This is a genomic window from Nonomuraea turkmeniaca, from assembly GCF_005889735.1.
Lineage (GTDB): Bacteria > Actinomycetota > Actinomycetes > Streptosporangiales > Streptosporangiaceae > Nonomuraea > Nonomuraea turkmeniaca.
On sequence record NZ_VCKY01000013.1, the window covers coordinates 23,563 to 37,585 of the forward strand.

The 14,023-nt window shown below is 70.3% G+C and carries 16 protein-coding genes; 11 read left to right on the forward strand and 5 right to left on the reverse strand.

Annotation, left to right across the window (positions count from 1 at the left end; genetic code table 11):
* Positions 1 to 28 precede the first annotated feature (28 nt).
* Genes ETD86_RS05795 through ETD86_RS05805 form a run of 3 tightly spaced genes read left to right on the forward strand, consistent with a single transcriptional unit; the run spans position 29 to position 1,718 of the window.
* Positions 29 to 1,201 (forward strand): MFS transporter, encoded by a 1,173-nt coding sequence (locus tag ETD86_RS05795; RefSeq protein WP_138665054.1) that lies wholly within the window; start codon positions 29 to 31, stop codon positions 1,199 to 1,201.
* Between the two features lie 28 nt (positions 1,202 to 1,229).
* On the forward strand, positions 1,230 to 1,475 hold the full coding sequence (locus ETD86_RS05800; protein ID WP_138665055.1) for a type B 50S ribosomal protein L31: 246 nt from the start codon (positions 1,230 to 1,232) through the stop codon (positions 1,473 to 1,475).
* Between the two features lie 3 nt (positions 1,476 to 1,478).
* Positions 1,479 to 1,718, forward strand: coding sequence for a hypothetical protein (locus ETD86_RS05805; protein WP_138665056.1), 240 nt, complete (start codon positions 1,479 to 1,481; stop codon positions 1,716 to 1,718).
* Here the strand turns inward: ETD86_RS05805 and ETD86_RS05810 are convergent.
* On the reverse strand, positions 1,696 to 2,181 hold the full coding sequence (locus ETD86_RS05810) for a MarR family winged helix-turn-helix transcriptional regulator (RefSeq protein WP_138665057.1): 486 nt from the start codon (positions 2,179 to 2,181) through the stop codon (positions 1,696 to 1,698). The genes ETD86_RS05805 and ETD86_RS05810 overlap by 23 nt on opposite strands.
* 70 nt (positions 2,182 to 2,251) lie before the next feature.
* On the opposite strand from ETD86_RS05810, the gene ETD86_RS05815 reads away from it, so the two are divergent.
* Both ETD86_RS05815 and ETD86_RS05820 read left to right on the forward strand, forming a co-directional pair.
* Positions 2,252 to 3,505 carry an MFS transporter gene (locus ETD86_RS05815; protein WP_246147677.1) on the forward strand — a complete coding sequence of 418 codons (1,254 nt, stop codon included), beginning with the start codon at positions 2,252 to 2,254 and terminating at the stop codon, positions 3,503 to 3,505.
* Positions 3,506 to 3,583: 78 nt separating this feature from the next.
* Positions 3,584 to 3,823, forward strand: a complete 240-nt coding sequence (locus ETD86_RS05820) for a DUF3040 domain-containing protein (protein WP_138665059.1) — start codon at positions 3,584 to 3,586, stop codon at positions 3,821 to 3,823.
* On the opposite strand, the gene ETD86_RS05825 is transcribed toward ETD86_RS05820, so the two are convergent.
* Genes ETD86_RS05825 through ETD86_RS05835 form a run of 3 tightly spaced genes read right to left on the reverse strand, consistent with a single transcriptional unit; the run spans position 3,797 to position 5,522 of the window.
* Positions 3,797 to 4,051 (reverse strand): DUF6343 family protein, encoded by a 255-nt coding sequence (locus ETD86_RS05825; protein ID WP_138665060.1) that lies wholly within the window; start codon positions 4,049 to 4,051, stop codon positions 3,797 to 3,799. The genes ETD86_RS05820 and ETD86_RS05825 overlap by 27 nt on opposite strands.
* A gap of 13 nt (positions 4,052 to 4,064) precedes the next feature.
* A complete protein-coding gene (locus ETD86_RS05830; protein ID WP_138665061.1) occupies positions 4,065 to 4,769 on the reverse strand; it encodes a maleylpyruvate isomerase family mycothiol-dependent enzyme in 705 nt (234 codons plus the stop codon).
* Positions 4,770 to 4,820: 51 nt separating this feature from the next.
* Entirely contained in the window at positions 4,821 to 5,522 is a 702-nt protein-coding gene (locus ETD86_RS05835; protein WP_170222902.1) for a DUF4344 domain-containing metallopeptidase, read from the reverse strand.
* 231 nt (positions 5,523 to 5,753) lie between these two features.
* Here ETD86_RS05835 and ETD86_RS05840 point away from each other — a divergent pair, with 231 nt between their 5' ends.
* Genes ETD86_RS05840 through ETD86_RS05850 form a run of 3 tightly spaced genes read left to right on the forward strand, consistent with a single transcriptional unit; the run spans position 5,754 to position 9,410 of the window.
* A complete protein-coding gene (locus ETD86_RS05840; protein WP_138665063.1) occupies positions 5,754 to 6,224 on the forward strand; it encodes a (2Fe-2S)-binding protein in 471 nt (156 codons plus the stop codon).
* On the forward strand, positions 6,217 to 7,206 hold the full coding sequence (locus ETD86_RS05845; RefSeq protein WP_138665064.1) for an FAD binding domain-containing protein: 990 nt from the start codon (positions 6,217 to 6,219) through the stop codon (positions 7,204 to 7,206). Before ETD86_RS05840 ends, ETD86_RS05845 begins: the two co-directional genes overlap by 8 nt.
* Positions 7,203 to 9,410 (forward strand): xanthine dehydrogenase family protein molybdopterin-binding subunit, encoded by a 2,208-nt coding sequence (locus ETD86_RS05850; protein ID WP_138665065.1) that lies wholly within the window; start codon positions 7,203 to 7,205, stop codon positions 9,408 to 9,410. The genes ETD86_RS05845 and ETD86_RS05850 overlap by 4 nt, the downstream gene beginning before the upstream one ends.
* A gap of 59 nt (positions 9,411 to 9,469) precedes the next feature.
* Here the strand turns inward: ETD86_RS05850 and ETD86_RS05855 are convergent, their stop codons facing one another.
* Positions 9,470 to 10,207, reverse strand: coding sequence for a hypothetical protein (locus ETD86_RS05855; RefSeq protein WP_138665066.1), 738 nt, complete (start codon positions 10,205 to 10,207; stop codon positions 9,470 to 9,472).
* A 190-nt stretch (positions 10,208 to 10,397) separates the two neighbouring features.
* On the opposite strand from ETD86_RS05855, the gene ETD86_RS05860 reads away from it, so the two are divergent.
* The 3 genes from ETD86_RS05860 (at position 10,398) to ETD86_RS05870 (ending at position 14,019) form a co-directional block, all read left to right on the forward strand.
* Positions 10,398 to 11,270, forward strand: a complete 873-nt coding sequence (locus ETD86_RS05860; protein WP_138665067.1) for a PfkB family carbohydrate kinase — start codon at positions 10,398 to 10,400, stop codon at positions 11,268 to 11,270.
* A gap of 234 nt (positions 11,271 to 11,504) precedes the next feature.
* A complete protein-coding gene (locus ETD86_RS05865) occupies positions 11,505 to 12,494 on the forward strand; it encodes a LacI family DNA-binding transcriptional regulator (RefSeq protein WP_138665068.1) in 990 nt (329 codons plus the stop codon).
* A gap of 280 nt (positions 12,495 to 12,774) precedes the next feature.
* Entirely contained in the window at positions 12,775 to 14,019 is a 1,245-nt protein-coding gene (locus ETD86_RS05870; RefSeq protein WP_246147669.1) for an extracellular solute-binding protein, read from the forward strand.
* The last annotated feature ends 4 nt before the right edge of the window (positions 14,020 to 14,023 follow it).

The following is a 14,023-nucleotide window of genomic DNA, read 5'->3' on the forward strand; positions in this document are numbered from 1 at the left end:
CGATCCCGGTCCGAAGTCGCCCGCGCGCATGATAGGCGCACTCGCGATCACGCAAACCGCCGGATATGGCGTGCTTTATTACGCGTTCTCGGTGTTCATTCCGCCGATGTCCCGCGATCTCGGCGCCGGGGTCGCCCAGCTCACCGGGGCGATCACCCTGGCCGTCCTCGTGTCGGGGGTGGTGGCGCCGGTCATCGGGCGCTGGCTGGACCGGCGCGGCGGGCGCGGGCTGATGACGGTGGGCTCCGCGCTGGGCGCCGCCGCGGTGCTGGCGTGGTCGCAGGTCCAGTCGGTGGCGCAGCTGTACGTCGTGTGCGCGGTGCTGGGCGTGGCGTCGGCGATGGTGTTGTACGAGGCCGCGTTCGCGGTGATCGTGGCCTGGTTCGACGCGGCGAGGCGGGCGCGGGCGTTGCTGGCGGTCACCGTGGTCGCCGGGTTCGCCTCCACCATCTTCCTGCCGCTGACCGGGTTCCTGGCCGACCGGTACGGGTGGCGGCAGGCGCTGGTCATCCTCGCCGCCGGATATGCGTTGACCGCCGTGCCCCTGCACGGGCTCGCCGTGCGCAGCCGCCGTGCGCCGCCCCACGTGAACCGGAGCGAGATAGTCGGGGCCGCGGTGCGGGAACGGCCCTTCTGGCTGCTGGCCGCCGGGTTCCTGACCCATACCGGGGCGGTGGGGGTCATGGGGGTGCTGCTGGTCACGTACCTGATCGTGCTCGGGCATCCGCCGGTGTTCGCGGCGAGCGTGGCGGGGTTGCTGGGGGTGTTGTCGGTGACAGGCCGGTTGGTCGCCACGGGGTTGCAGGCGCGCTGGCGGGTGGCGCTGATCACGGCGGTGATGTTCGCGCTGCAGGGGCTGGCGGCGGTGCTGCTGCCGCTGGTCGGGCGGAGCGTGGTGGGCGCCGTGGCGGCGGTCGTGCTGTTCGGGCTGGGGTTCGGGGTGGCGACGATCGCCCGGCCCGCGTTGCTCGCCGACCGGTACGGCACCGCGGCGTACGCGTCGTTGAGCGGGGCGCTCAACCTGCCGATCACCGTGGCCAAGGCGGTCGCGCCCTTGGTGGCGGCCGGGATCGCGCAGTTCGCCGGGTATCCGGCGGTCATGGGGGTGGTCGCCGCCGCCTGTGTGCTCGGCGCCCTGTCCCTGGTGGCCTACGACAGGTCGAACGATCGGCCAGTCGTGCGTAGCGACAGGAGGGAATGAAAACCGTTGTCATCTGGTTGAGCGGGGCATGAAGAAGAACCTGCACCCCGCGTACCGTCCCGTGGTCTTCCGCGACCCCAGCGTCGGCTTCGCCTTCCTCACCCGCTCGACCCTGTCCAGCGACAGGACGATCGAGTGGGAGGACGGCAGGACCTACCCGGTCGTCGACGTGGATGTGTCGTCGGCCAGCCACCCCTTCTACACCGGCAAGGGCCGCATCCTCGACTCGGCCGGTCGCGTCGAACGCTTCAAGCAGCGTTACGGCAAAATCTGACGCATGCTCGACTCGCCCCTGTCCGCCCGCCTCGAGGCCTCCGAAAGGGAACTCGTCGCCGGCGCGGGCGGGGGCTTCGACGTCTACATCGTCAACGGCTCGATCGCGGCCGTGGTGCGTGGTGAGTTCGGCGACGTGCGCTTCACTGCGCGGACGCGTGGCGGAGAGTTGTTCATCAATGGCCGGCGCCCGCACCCGATCTGCGGCCCGACGGCCTGGGTCAGTGGGTGGCTTCCGTCTTGACGAGGAGTTTCTTGAGCAGGCCGTCCAGGACGCCCTGATCGGCCGGGCTGAGGGCGTTCACCATGCTCGCCTCCACCTCCGCCCGGATCGTCATCGCGTCCGTCCACAACTCGTGGCCCTTGGGGGTGAGCTCGACGTCCACCCGCCGGCGGTCCTCCGTGCTGCGCACCCGTCGCACCAGGTCGGATCGCTCCAGCGTGTCCAGCCGGCCGGTCATCCCCGCCGGGGACAGCAGGAGGTCCGTGGCGAGCTCGGACGGGGTGGCCGCACCGCCGCGCGCCACCAGCCGGTGCAGCGTCTCGAACTCGAAGTCCTGAATGCCCACCTCCCTCAGCGCCGCCTCCTTGGTGTGGGCCAGGTGCTTGACGAGGACCTGCATCCTCGTGACGATCGCCTCCACCTGCTCGTCGAAGGGCGCTTTGCCGCGCCAGCGGGCCAGATGGCGATCGACCGAGTCCTCCATGCGACGGATCATACGGCAGTAAGTATTTTGTTGACGAAAGATTCGCTAGCGAAATACTGTCTTCGTCGTGATGTACCGACTGTTGATCGGGCGCTGCCTGTCCGCGCTCGCCACCGCTCTCATCCCCACCACCCTCACCCTCGCGGTGCTGCGGGCGACCGGGGACGGCGGCGCGCTTGGCATCGTGCTGGCGAGCGAGATGGTGCCGCTTCTGCTGTTCCTCCCGGTAGGTGGAGTGCTGGCCGACCGGATCCGGCCCGGACGGCTCGCGTTGCTCGCCGACCTGACCCGGTGCCTGTCGCAGGCGGCCATAGCCGTCGAGCTGCTGCTCGGGGTGAACCGTCTCCTCGATCTGGCGCTGCTGTCGGCGGTGGCCGGAGTGGCCATCGCGTTCGGCAGCCCGGCCGTGCCCAGGCTGGTGGTCGCGGTGGTGCCCGCGCCGGACCGGTTGCGGATGAACGCGCGGATCGGCGTGGCGACGAGCCTGTCTGCGGTGGTCGCCCCGGCACTGGCGGGCGCGATCACGCTGGCCGCCGGGCCGGGCTGGGCGGCCGCGCTCACGGCGGCTCTGTTCGCCTGCTCGGCGCTGACCCTTGGCGGTGTCCATGCGGCTTCCAGAGGTGTACCTCCGTCTGCCCCAGGTCGTACGCCGGCCGCGTCGGCGCGAGGTCTTGTCGAGCGGGGTGCGGCCTCCTCGTTCGGCAGGGATCTGGTCGAGGGATGGCGGGAGATCAGGGACCGTCCGTGGTTCCTGGCCTGCGTGCTGGGGCACGGCGTGTGGCACTTCATGGCCGGGTTGTTCCTCACGCTCGGCCCTGTGGCCGCCGTACGGGAGTTGGGTGGCGAGGCGAGCTGGATGATGATCGTGCAGGGCGGCACGGTCGGTCTGGTCCTGGGCGTGTTCGCGGCTCCTCGGCTGCCCGTCCGGAGGCCGCTGGCCATGGTGCAGCTCGGTGCCGCGTGTTACCTGCTGCCCATGGTGGCCCTCGCCGTGACGGCGCCCGCCCCGGTGATGGCGGCGGCGTACTTCGTGGCGATGTTCGGGCTGGGGGTGCTCAGCCCGCTGTGGGAGACGGTCGTGGCCGATGAGATTCCCGAGGCGGCGTTGGGGCGGGTGCGGTCGTTCGACCAGCTGATCTCGTTCGCGTCCAGGCCGTTCGGGCTGGCGGTGGCGGCGCCGCTGGCCGGCCTCACCGGGGTGACGGCGCTGGCGCTGACCGGCGGCGTGCTCGTCGCCGCCGCCAACCTGGTCGCGATCGTCCCGATGGCGCACTCCCGCAGGAGGCGCGCCGTCCGGACGGGTTCCGGCCATAGCACGAGTTAGAGGGGGCGGCGGGCATGCCGGGCCTACTCGTGGGTACATGGACTGCACCGGCGTGAGAGCAGCAGCAGTGGTGGTGTGATGGGTCTCTCCGGAAGGGAACGCCGTATCCTCGCCCAGATCGAGTACGCGCTCGAGCGGGACGATCCAGAGCTGGCCAAGCGCGTGGCGGCCATCAACAGGATCGAAGCGGGCGGGGACTTCTTCCCGCAGGCGTACGGTGACCGGCTGCGCATGTGGGCGCTCGCCCATGTTTGGGTGATCTTCGCGGTGGGGGCCCTGGTGATCCTGCTCCTACTGGTCGCGGTGCTGACCACCTGATCGGCGGCGCCGGAGCACGGCCAGGTCGACGGCCGCGATGACGGCCACCACGGCCGCGATGGCCGCCTCCCAGCGCCAGACCTGCTCTCCCGTGCTCATGGCGCGGGTCACGAAGAACACCGCCGCCACGACGCCGAGCACGAGCGCCACCATGGACAGGATCCGCCGGGCGCGCAACGGACTGCGCGCGCTCAGTGGCTCGGTGCCCTCGCGGTTACGCAGCCACATGATCAAGCTCCTCTCAGGCCAGGCACCTCAGGGCCGCGACGACGCGCGGATCGACCTCGTGCGAGCCGGGCAGCCGCCCGACCGTGGCCTCCACGAACTCCGGGAACGACAGCGACGCGGTGATGCCGTCCAGCGCCACCCACATGTACTCGGCCGTCTGCTCGACCTGCACCTTGGCGTCCTGCTCCGCCAGCACGAACCGCCCCACCGCCACCCGCCAGAACATCCTGTCCTCCTCCTCCTTCTCGGAGACGGGGGCGCCGACGTCGTCGGCGTGGGTGGCGTACTCGGAGTCGTAGTGGAAGGCCTGCAACCCGTTGGGGTACGGCCCGGCCATCGTGTCGAGCAGGGCGTCACGACCGAGCTCCCGCATCCGCCGGCGCGTCTCGCCGTTCTTGACCCGCCACTCCTCCAGCACCTCTTCGACCGGCAGGTCGCGGCGCTGCCGCACACACCACTCGTTGAAGTCGTTGAACCCGCTCACACCCTCGTCGGCCAGCCGCCCCATCAGCTCCTGCACGGTCCCTTCCAGGCAGGCGTGGTTGTACGCCTCCTCACCCGCCAGATGTGCCAGCACGTCGCGCACCGACCAGCCCACGCAGCGGGACGGGCGCAGCCAGCCGCGCTCGTCGAGCCCGCCGAAGAACCGGTCGAGCCGGGCCGCCTCGGTGTCGAAGATGTCGAACGGGTCATAGTCCCTGAGCAGCTCCTCAGCCATACTTGGGACGCTACCCCTTACGCGCCGGCTTTCACGGCGGCGTCCACGGCCTCACTGCGTGAGGCGGCTCGGTCGCCAGGCGCCGATGGCCGACTTGACGCGGTTGTATTCGCCGGCGCAGAGGGGGGCGCGTTCGGCGGGGACCCAGCCGCCCTGGGCGATGCGGGCGTGCTTGGCGGGGTCGGCGCCGTACAGCAGGCAGGCGAACGTGGCCGACTCATCCTGTCCGGAGAGGTGGTCGAGGTCGGTGTGCCCGGCGAGCAGGTGGCGGGCCTCGGCGGCGTGCGCCACGCGCTTCGGCGCGTCGGAGGCGAGCGTCAGCGCGGCGAACTGGTCGGCCTGGCCCTCGCTGTCAGGCAGGCCGTTCATGGCGCCCAGGGCGTGGCCGAGCTGATGGTGGAAGAGCACGGTCAGCGCGGCGTCGACACGGTGGTCCGTGGTGCGGGCGTCGGCCTCCTCGGTCTGCGAGATCCCGGTCAGCGTGCGGCGGATCTCGCCGACGAGGGAGTAGCAGATCGTGATCCGGCGTTCCTCGCCGTCCCACGTGGCCGACGGTTCATCGCAGTCGCGGGCGACGACCTCGACCGGCTTGGGCAGCTTGATCCCGGTCTTCAGCGCCTCGCTCTCCTTCAGCACCGTCATGGCCTGCTCGGCACGGGGTGAGCCGGCGGGCTCGTACCGCACGGTCAGGTCGGGCGAAGGGGCCGCTCCCAGCGTGCTCGTCAGGACGAGGGCGAGGAGGGAATGCGGCATACGAGGGGCTCCTTCCAGGGCGTTCACGACAATGGCACTGACCATGCGGCGATCGAGTGATCGATAAACGTGGGCGAAAGTAAAAGATTTAGGGAAGCCCCCGGGAGAGGCTTTCCCCTGCGGGCCCGGCGAGGCCAGGCCGGCCACGTACCATGAAATGCCTGCAAAACCAGAGGAAACGGATCTCCCCCCGAGACCACCATCGGCGATCCCCGGGACGGAGGGGAGATCATGACGACGTTGACCGTCAACGGCGTGGACCATCGGCTCGACCTGGACGACGCCCGCGTCACCCTGCTGGACGCGCTGCGTGACCGGCTGGGCCTGACCGGCACGAAAAAGGGCTGCGACCAGGGTGCCTGTGGCGCCTGCACGGTGATGGCGGACGGGAAGCGGATCCTGTCGTGCCTGACGCTCGCCGCCCAGTGCGAGGGCCGAGAGATCATCACGATCGAGGGACTGGGCGTCGACGGCGTGCTGCATCCGATGCAGGAGGCGTTCGTGCGGCACGACGCGTTCCAGTGCGGCTACTGCACCTCGGGCCAGATCATGTCCGCGGTGTGCCTGCTGGCCGAGGGGCGTGCCGGGTCCGACGCGGACATCAGGGAGTTCATGAGCGGCAACCTCTGCCGCTGCGGGGCCTATCCGAACATCGTCGCGGCGATCCGCGAGGTCGCGGGGGCCGGTGGTGGCCATGCGTGAGTTCGCGTACTTCAGAGCCGCCGACGTCGGACAGGCCGTGGCCACCGTGGCCGCCGACCCGGAGGCCTCCTACCTGGCGGGCGGCACGACGCAGCTCGACCTCATGAAGGACGGTGTCCTGGAGCCCGATCAGCTCGTCGACATCACTCGGCTGCCGTTGCGCGGCGTCGTCCGCGAGGGTGACACGCTGCGCGTCGGCGCGCTGACCACGATGGAGGAGCTGGCCGCCGACCCTACCGTGGCCGGGCGTCTGCCCTTCGTCCGCGAGGCGCTGCTGCTGGGCGCGTCGGTCCAGTTGCGCAACATGGCGACCATCGGCGGCAATCTGCTGCAGCGCACCCGCTGCCGCTATTTCCGCGATCCGACCGTGCCCGCCTGCAACAAGCGCCGCCCCGGCACCGGCTGCGCCGCCATCGCCGGCGCCGCCCGCATGCACGCGATCCTCGGCGCGAGCGAGCACTGCATCGCCCTGCACGCCTCCGACCTGGCCGTCCCGCTGGTCGCGCTCGACGCCATCGTGCGCGTGCGCGGCGCGGACGGTGAGCGGTCCATCCCGCTCACCGACTTCTACCTCCTCCCCGGCGACACGCCCGACCGGGAGAACGTGCTCGTCCACGGCGAGCTGATCACCGCCGTGGACGTCCCGCTCCCTGCGGAGGGCACCCGGTCGGGGTACCTGAAGGTCCGCGACCGCGCCTCCTACGAGTTCGCGCTCACCTCCGCGGGCGTGGCCCTGCTGCTGGACGGCGGCGTGATCGTCGAGGCGCGGGTCGCGCTCGGCGGGGTGGGCACCGTGCCCTGGCGTGCCCGCGAGGCGGAGGACATCCTGCGCGGGGCGCCGCCCGGTCCGGCGGCGTTCCGGGCCGCCGCGGAGGCGGCGCTGCGGGACCCGTTCACGGTGCCGGGCACCGCCTTCAAGGTCGAGCTGGCCAAGCGCACGCTCGAGCGCGCGCTTCGCACGGTCTCGGGGGTGACGTCATGACGATCCTCGAACGGCCCCGGCACGTCGGACCCGGAGTGGACAGGGTGGACGGTCCCCAGAAGGTGACCGGCGCCGCACGCTACCCGAACGACTTCAGCCACCCGGACATGGCGCACGCCGCGCTCGTGCGGGCCACGATCGCCGCCGGACGCGTCGCCCGGCTCGACACCGGCGCGGCTGAGAGCGCACCGGGCGTGCTGGCGGTGCTCACCCACCTCAACGCTCCGAGACTCGCTACGGGGCCGTCGGCCCTGCTCGCCACGCCACCGCCACCGCTGCGGGACGACCGGATCCTCTACTACGGCCAGTACGTCGCCGTGGTCGTGGCCGACACGCCCGAACGGGCGAGCGCCGCGGCCCGCAGGATCGAGGTCGGCTACGAGCCGGCCGAGCCCCTGCTGGACATCCACGACCCGCGGGCCGAACGGCTGCCGGACCCGTGGGGCAGCGACGCCTCTTGGGGTGACACCCGTGCCGCGCTCGACGACGCCCACGTCGTGATCGAGGCCTCGTACACGACCGCCGAGAACACCAACAACCCGCTCGGCCTGTTCAGCACGCTGGCCGAGTGGGACGGTGACACGCTGACCGTCCACGACTCCACCCAGTGGCCCACCCGGGTGCGGGCCACGCTGGCGCAGATGTTCGGCGTGCCCGAGGCGGGGGTGCGGGTGCTGGTCCTGTACGTCGGCGGCGGGTTCGGGGCCGGGCTGCGCGTCTGGCCGCACGTGATCCTCACGGCGATGGCGGCGCGCCAGACCGGAAGGCCGGTCAAGCTCGTGATGACCCGCCCGGAGATGTTCACCGGCATCGGCCACCGCCCGGCCACGGTGCAGCACATCAGGATCGGCGCCACCCGCGACGGCCGGTTGACCGCGATCGAGCACGAGAGCCGGTCCACCGTCGCGATCGAGGGAGACAACATCGAGCCGTGCGCGACGGTCTCCACGGCCGCGTACGCCTGCCCGAACGTCACCGCCCACGACGAGCAGGTCCGCCTGAACATCCCGTGGACCAACTCCATGCGCGCGCCGGGCGAGGCCCAGGGTAACTTCGTGCTCGAATCCGCGATCGACGAGCTGTCCCACGCCCTCGGCATCGACCCGCTGGAGCTGCGGCTGCGCAACTACGCCGAAGTGCACCCACGCTCGGGCCTGCCGTGGTCGAGCAAGGCGCTGCGCGAATGCTACGAGGTCGGCGCCGAGCGGTTCGGCTGGTCACGCCGCGTGCCGGAGCCCGGCTCCATGCGCGAGGGCGACTGGCTCGTCGGGTACGGCATGGCGGGCATCAGCTACTTCTGGTACCAGGCGCCCTGCCAGGCCAGGGCGACCGTGCGCGGCGACGGGACGGCGTACGTGCGCAGCGCCGTCACCGACATCGGCACCGGCACGTACACGATCATGACGCAACTGGCGGCCGAGCTCCTCGGGCTGGAGCAGGACCGCGTCACGTTCGGCCTCGGCGACACCAGCATGCCCCCGGGCCCGCAGGCGGGCGGTTCCGGCCTCACCGCGGCCCTCGGCAGCGCCGTGCACGCGGCCTGCCGCAACCTCGTGCGGGCCTTCCTCGACGCGGCCGCCGCCGACCCGGCCTCGCCTCTGGCCGGGTGCGATCTCGACGACGTCGCCGTCACGGGCGGACGCGTCCACCGCGTCGGGGAGCCTGAACGGGGCGAGTCCTACGCCGGCATCCTGGCCATGCGCGGCCTGGACGAGCTGAGCGCCGACGGCGACAGCACGCCGCGTACGCCGCAGGAGGCCGGGATGGCGCCGGCGGGCCCGTTCGGCGCCCGGTTCGTGGAGGTCCGCGTGGATCCCGAGCTGGGACGGCTGAGCGTGGCCCGGGTGGTCTCGGCGATCGACGGCGGCCGGATACTCAACGAGAAGCTCGCCAGGAGCCAGATCATCGGCGGCACGGTCGGCGGGATCGGCATGGCGATGTTCGAGGACACGGTCAGCGACCCGGGCACCGGCCGCATCGCGAACGCCACCTTGGGCGACTACCTGGTGCCGGTGAACGCCGACATCCCCGACATGGACGTGAGCTTCGTCGGAGGGCCGGACGCGTTCAACCCGATCGGAGTCAAAGGGGTGGGGGAGATCGGCCTGGTCGGGATGGCCGCAGCCATCGCCAACGCCGTCTTCCACGCCACCGGCAAACGTATCCGCTCCGTGCCGATCACCATCGACCGGCTGCTGCTCTGAGTGGTCGGAAATGCCAGAGGCCCGGCCCCCCGAGGGGGACCGGGCCTCAGCGTGGTGGATTAACGACGCCACCAGGAGCCGAAGACCCGCACGTAGTCCGAGCGGCTCACGGCCGGCTCGAGCTCGTTGTCGCCCGCGTACACGGCACGGAACGTGCCGCTGCGGTACGCCTTGGTCTTGGCGTAGAACTTGCCGCTCCGACCGGTCCAGTCGGAGGCGACCCACTTCCAGGCGCTGGAGCCGTTGGCGCGGTAGTAGATGTTCACCTTCTCGCCGCGGACTCCCTCCCAGCCGTCGTCGTTGACCAGGAGACGGCCGGAGAAGTAGATCGACTTGCCCTTGCGGACCTTGTAGGGGTCGGCGCTGAAGCGCGAGATGCGCGTGTCCGCCTTGCCCTTCTGGATCTCGACCGCGAAGAACGCCTCATCCTTGGCGATCTCCTTGCCGGCGCCGTCGAAGGCCACGGCTGTGGCCTTCCACTTGCCGGCCGGGTCGTTCTCGTTGAAGCCGATCGCGTAGCGCCAGCCTTCGAGGTCCTTGACGTCCTTGGTCCGCATGGTGCGGAAGCCGTCCTCGGCCGGAGCCACGCTCAGCTCGACCTTCTTCACGTCGGAGCTGGCCCCGACGTCGAAGTAAGCAGTCGTCTCCGCGCCGGCCTTCACCACGACCGGATTCGGCGTGATGTCGCGGATCCTGAGCTGCGTGTCTGTCTTGGTGGCGGAGGCGGCCCCCGCCCCCGACACAAGCATGGCCCCGCCCACCAGGGCGGAGATGATACCTAGTGCGATTTTCCTCATGAGGGTGCTGATTCCTCTCCCCGTATCGCGTTGAAGCCGGCCCCGGGGTGGCCGACTCCCTCTACTACTTTGAGGCACCGAATGGGGGAAAGGTTCGCTAAAGTTACAGAAAAAATTTGATCACGGTCTCAACCAGGCCTTATACGAAAAAATCCGTTTTGGGTTGACTTGACCTACTACAGTCTCGCTCATGACGGACGTCTATACGCTCGGCGAGCCGCTCGGGGTCGTCTCCAGCGGCCGGGTCCGCCACGAGAGCGAAGCCAGGCTGGACGTGTGCGGGCCGGAGCTCACGCTGGCCGTGGCGCTGGCCAGGCTCGGTCACCGGTGCGCGTACCTGGGCAAGGTCGGCGACGACGAGCTCGGCGCCAGAGCGCTCACCGTGCTCAGGGGCGAGGGCGTGGACGTGGCGGACATGCGGGTGTCCGAGGGGCTGCGCACCGGGCTGCTGCTCAGGGAGAGCCGCGTGGCCCGCGACCTCAAGGTCACGCACTACCGCACCGGCTCGGCCGGGTCCCGGCTCGCGCCCGGCAACGTCCCCGTCGACCGGATCGGCGCGTCGAAGATGTTGCACGTCACCGGCCTCACGGCCGGCCTCGGCATAGACGCGCTGGACGCCGTGCGCGCCGCCGTCAGCGCCGCCAGGAACGCCGACGTGATGATCTCCTTCTCCGTCGAGTACGTCCCCGAGTTGTGGCCGTCGGTACGCGAGGCCGAGGAGGTGCTCGGCGAACTGGCCTGTGCCGCGCACCTGCTCTTCCTCCGCCAGGACGAGCTCGACCTGGTCAAGCCCGCCCTCACGCCGGAGCGGGAGGTCGTCGTGGACCGCGGCGCCAAGGGGGCCAGCGTGCGGGCCGATCGTATGCGGTACGACGTGCAGGGCTGGCAGGTGCCGATCGTGGACACGGCGGGCGCGGGGGAGGCGTTCGCGGCGGGCTACATCAGCGCCGCCCTGGACGGCCTCACCCCGCAGGAACGCCTGCACCGCGGGGCACTGCTGAGCGCCGCCGCGGTGACCAGCGTGAGCGACTGGCAGGGATTGCCCACGAGGGCCGAACTCTAGTTACCGGCCCAGGGAACGGCGGATGGCTGAACCATAGGATGTGGAGCAGATGTCCGCAATAACGCGACGAGATTTCGCAAACATCGGACTGGCTGCGGTTGCGTCGAGCCCTCCATACCTGCTGGCCAACGAGCGAGGATGAGCAGGAAGACCGTTGTGGACGGACGCAAGGGATGACGTTCAGTCCACGTAAGCCATTGCAAGCGCTTGCGCTCCAGGCCGTATAGTTTGCGCATGACACGACGACTCGCAGAGGTGGCCAAGAAGGTCGGCGTGAGCGAGGCGACCGTCAGTCGCGTGCTCAACGGCAAGCCGGGCGTCTCCGACGCGACCCGCGAGGCCGTGCTCACCGCGCTCGACGTGCTCGGCTACGAACGCCCCACCCAACTGCGCGGTGACCGGGCCCGGCTGGTCGGTCTGGTGCTCCCCGAGTTGCAGAACCCGATCTTCCCCGCCTTCGCGGAGGTGGTCGGCGGCGCGCTGGCGCAGCAGGGCTTCACCTCGGTGCTCTGCACGCGCACGGTCGGCGGTGTCTCCGAGGCGGACTACGTGGATCTGCTGCTCCAGCAGCAGGTCAGCGGGGTGGTCTTCGCCGGCGGTCTGTACGCGCAGGCCGCCGCCGCGCACGGGCACTACGAGCTGCTGCACGAGCGCAAGTTGCCCACGGTCCTGGTCAACGCGGCCGTGCAGCACCTCGACTTCCCGCAGGTGTCGTGCGACGACGTGGTGGCCGCCGAGATGGCCGTCGCGCATCTGCGTGCGCTCGGCCACGAGCGGATCGGGATGGTGCTCGGGCCGAAGGACCACATGCCGTCGCGGCGCAAGCTGGAGACGTTCCTGGCCGGGAGCGGCGACCCCGGGCTGGTGGAGCACACGATGTTCTCGCTGGAGGGCGGGCACGCGGCGGCCGCCCGGCTGGTCAAGCGTGGGGTGACCGGCGTGGTGTGCGCCAGCGACCTGCTCGCGCTCGGCACCGTGCGCGCGGCCCGCCGCGCCGGGCTGGTCGTGCCCGGGGACATCTCGGTCATCGGCTTCGACGACTCGGCGCTGATGAACTGCACCGACCCGCCGCTGACCACGGTCCGCCAGCCGATCGACTCCATGGGCCGGGCCGCGGTCGACCTGCTGGTGGCCCAGATCGACAAGGCGGTGGTGCCGGCGGACGAGCTCCTGTTCGAGCCCGAGCTGGTCGTGCGCGCCTCCACCGCCCGAGTCCGCCCCTGACGTCTGCCCGCTTCCCACTCGCGGCCCGTCCCCTCCAAAAGGGCCTCAGCCCGTGTGGGGGCCAAGGCCACCACGACGGCCACGTAATGCAGTCGTTATCTTGCAATAGTCCGTCGTAATATTGCGCACTTCGGTCGACGATCCTATGGTGTGGGCACCTCGCATCAGAAGGGTCAGACCAATGCGGAGATCCACCGGCCTCTTACTCGTATCCGTGATCGGCGTCTCGGCCACAGCCTGCGGCTCCAGCGAAGCGCCATCGTCATCGGCCCCGAACTCCGTGACGATCACGGTGGCCTGCCAGCCCGCCAAATCCGCGCCCAAGGAACGGCAGGCCTGGGACGCCGACGTGGCCGAGTTCATGAAGGCGCACCCAGGCGTGACGGTCAAGAGCACGGACCAGCAGCCGTGCTTCGACCCCAAGACGTTCGGTCCCAAGCTGGCGGGCGGCCAGATGGAGACGGTCTTCGTGGTCCCCGTCACCAACTACAACGACGTCATCGCCCAGGGCCAGGCACTCGACGTCACCCCGTACACCAGCACGATCAAGAACTGGAACGACCTGCGCCCCGACGTACGCGAGCTGGTCACCAAGGACGGCAAGGTGTACGGCGTCCCCAACGTGCACTACAGCGTCGGCCTCGTCTACAACCGCGCCCTGTTCACCAAGGCCGGCCTCGACCCCGACACCCCGCCCAAGACGTGGGCCGAGGTCCGCGAGGCGGCCAAGAAGATCACCGCGCTCGGCCCCGGCTTCGTCGGGTACGGCGAGTACTCCGGCGGCAACACCGGCGGCTGGCACTTCACCCAGGCCATCTACGGCCGCGGCGGCGCCATCCTGACTCCGGACAACAAGAAGGCCGCGTTCAACTCGCCCGAGGGCAAGGCCGTGCTGCAGAACCTGCACGACATGCGCTGGACCGACAACAGCATGGGCAGCAAGCTCCTCGTCGGCTGGGAGTCGCTGATGATGGCGATGGGCAGCGGCAAGGTCGGCATGATGCTCGGCGCCCCCGACGTGGTCACGGACGTGGTCAACAAGTTCAAGGGCAACGTCGCCGACTACGGCATCACCGGGTTCCCGGAGGCCAAGGCGTCGCTGAGCGGCGGCGAGGCGTACATGATCAACCCGAAGGCCACGCCCGAGCAGGCCAAGGCCGGCATGGCGTGGATCGACTTCCGCTTCAACACGGTCGGCAAGGGCCGCTTCGACTTCGCTCGCGGCAAGGCCATCGGCAACCCGGTCGGCGTGCCCGACAACGACGTGTACGGGGACTCGGCCACCGGCAAGGCCCTCCAGGCCGAGCGGGTGAAGAACGCCTCGCTGCCGGTCACGAACTACGAGCCGTACGTGCAGGCCGCGGTCACCGTCCCGCCGAAGGCCGAGCCCGTGCACGCGCAGGAGTTGTACGCCATCCTCGACGTGGTCATGTCCGGCGTGCTGAGCCGCAAGGACGCGAGCATCGACGAGCTGCTGGCCGACGCCGAGACCAAGGCCAACACGATGCTGGCGGCCAAGGGCTGACCTT

What these genes read in the sequence shown, in the direction of transcription:
- ETD86_RS05810 (WP_138665057.1), bottom strand. Translation starts at nt 2,181, where the DNA reads ATGGAGGACTCGGTCGATCGCCATCTGGCCCGCTGGCGCGGCAAAGCG.
- ETD86_RS05845 (WP_138665064.1), top strand. Translation starts at nt 6,217, where the DNA reads ATGCGTGAGTTCGCGTACTTCAGAGCCGCCGACGTCGGACAGGCCGTG.
- ETD86_RS05820 (WP_138665059.1), top strand. Translation starts at nt 3,584, where the DNA reads ATGGGTCTCTCCGGAAGGGAACGCCGTATCCTCGCCCAGATCGAGTAC.
- ETD86_RS05850 (WP_138665065.1), top strand. Translation starts at nt 7,203, where the DNA reads ATGACGATCCTCGAACGGCCCCGGCACGTCGGACCCGGAGTGGACAGG.
- ETD86_RS05865 (WP_138665068.1), top strand. Translation starts at nt 11,505, where the DNA reads ATGACACGACGACTCGCAGAGGTGGCCAAGAAGGTCGGCGTGAGCGAG.
- ETD86_RS05825 (WP_138665060.1), bottom strand. Translation starts at nt 4,051, where the DNA reads ATGTGGCTGCGTAACCGCGAGGGCACCGAGCCACTGAGCGCGCGCAGT.
- ETD86_RS05830 (WP_138665061.1), bottom strand. Translation starts at nt 4,769, where the DNA reads ATGGCTGAGGAGCTGCTCAGGGACTATGACCCGTTCGACATCTTCGAC.
- ETD86_RS05855 (WP_138665066.1), bottom strand. Translation starts at nt 10,207, where the DNA reads ATGAGGAAAATCGCACTAGGTATCATCTCCGCCCTGGTGGGCGGGGCC.
- ETD86_RS05860 (WP_138665067.1), top strand. Translation starts at nt 10,398, where the DNA reads ATGACGGACGTCTATACGCTCGGCGAGCCGCTCGGGGTCGTCTCCAGC.
- ETD86_RS05815 (WP_246147677.1), top strand. Translation starts at nt 2,252, where the DNA reads ATGTACCGACTGTTGATCGGGCGCTGCCTGTCCGCGCTCGCCACCGCT.
- ETD86_RS05835 (WP_170222902.1), bottom strand. Translation starts at nt 5,522, where the DNA reads ATGCCGCATTCCCTCCTCGCCCTCGTCCTGACGAGCACGCTGGGAGCG.
- ETD86_RS05795 (WP_138665054.1), top strand. Translation starts at nt 29, where the DNA reads ATGATAGGCGCACTCGCGATCACGCAAACCGCCGGATATGGCGTGCTT.
- ETD86_RS05840 (WP_138665063.1), top strand. Translation starts at nt 5,754, where the DNA reads ATGACGACGTTGACCGTCAACGGCGTGGACCATCGGCTCGACCTGGAC.
- ETD86_RS05805 (WP_138665056.1), top strand. Translation starts at nt 1,479, where the DNA reads ATGCTCGACTCGCCCCTGTCCGCCCGCCTCGAGGCCTCCGAAAGGGAA.
- ETD86_RS05800 (WP_138665055.1), top strand. Translation starts at nt 1,230, where the DNA reads ATGAAGAAGAACCTGCACCCCGCGTACCGTCCCGTGGTCTTCCGCGAC.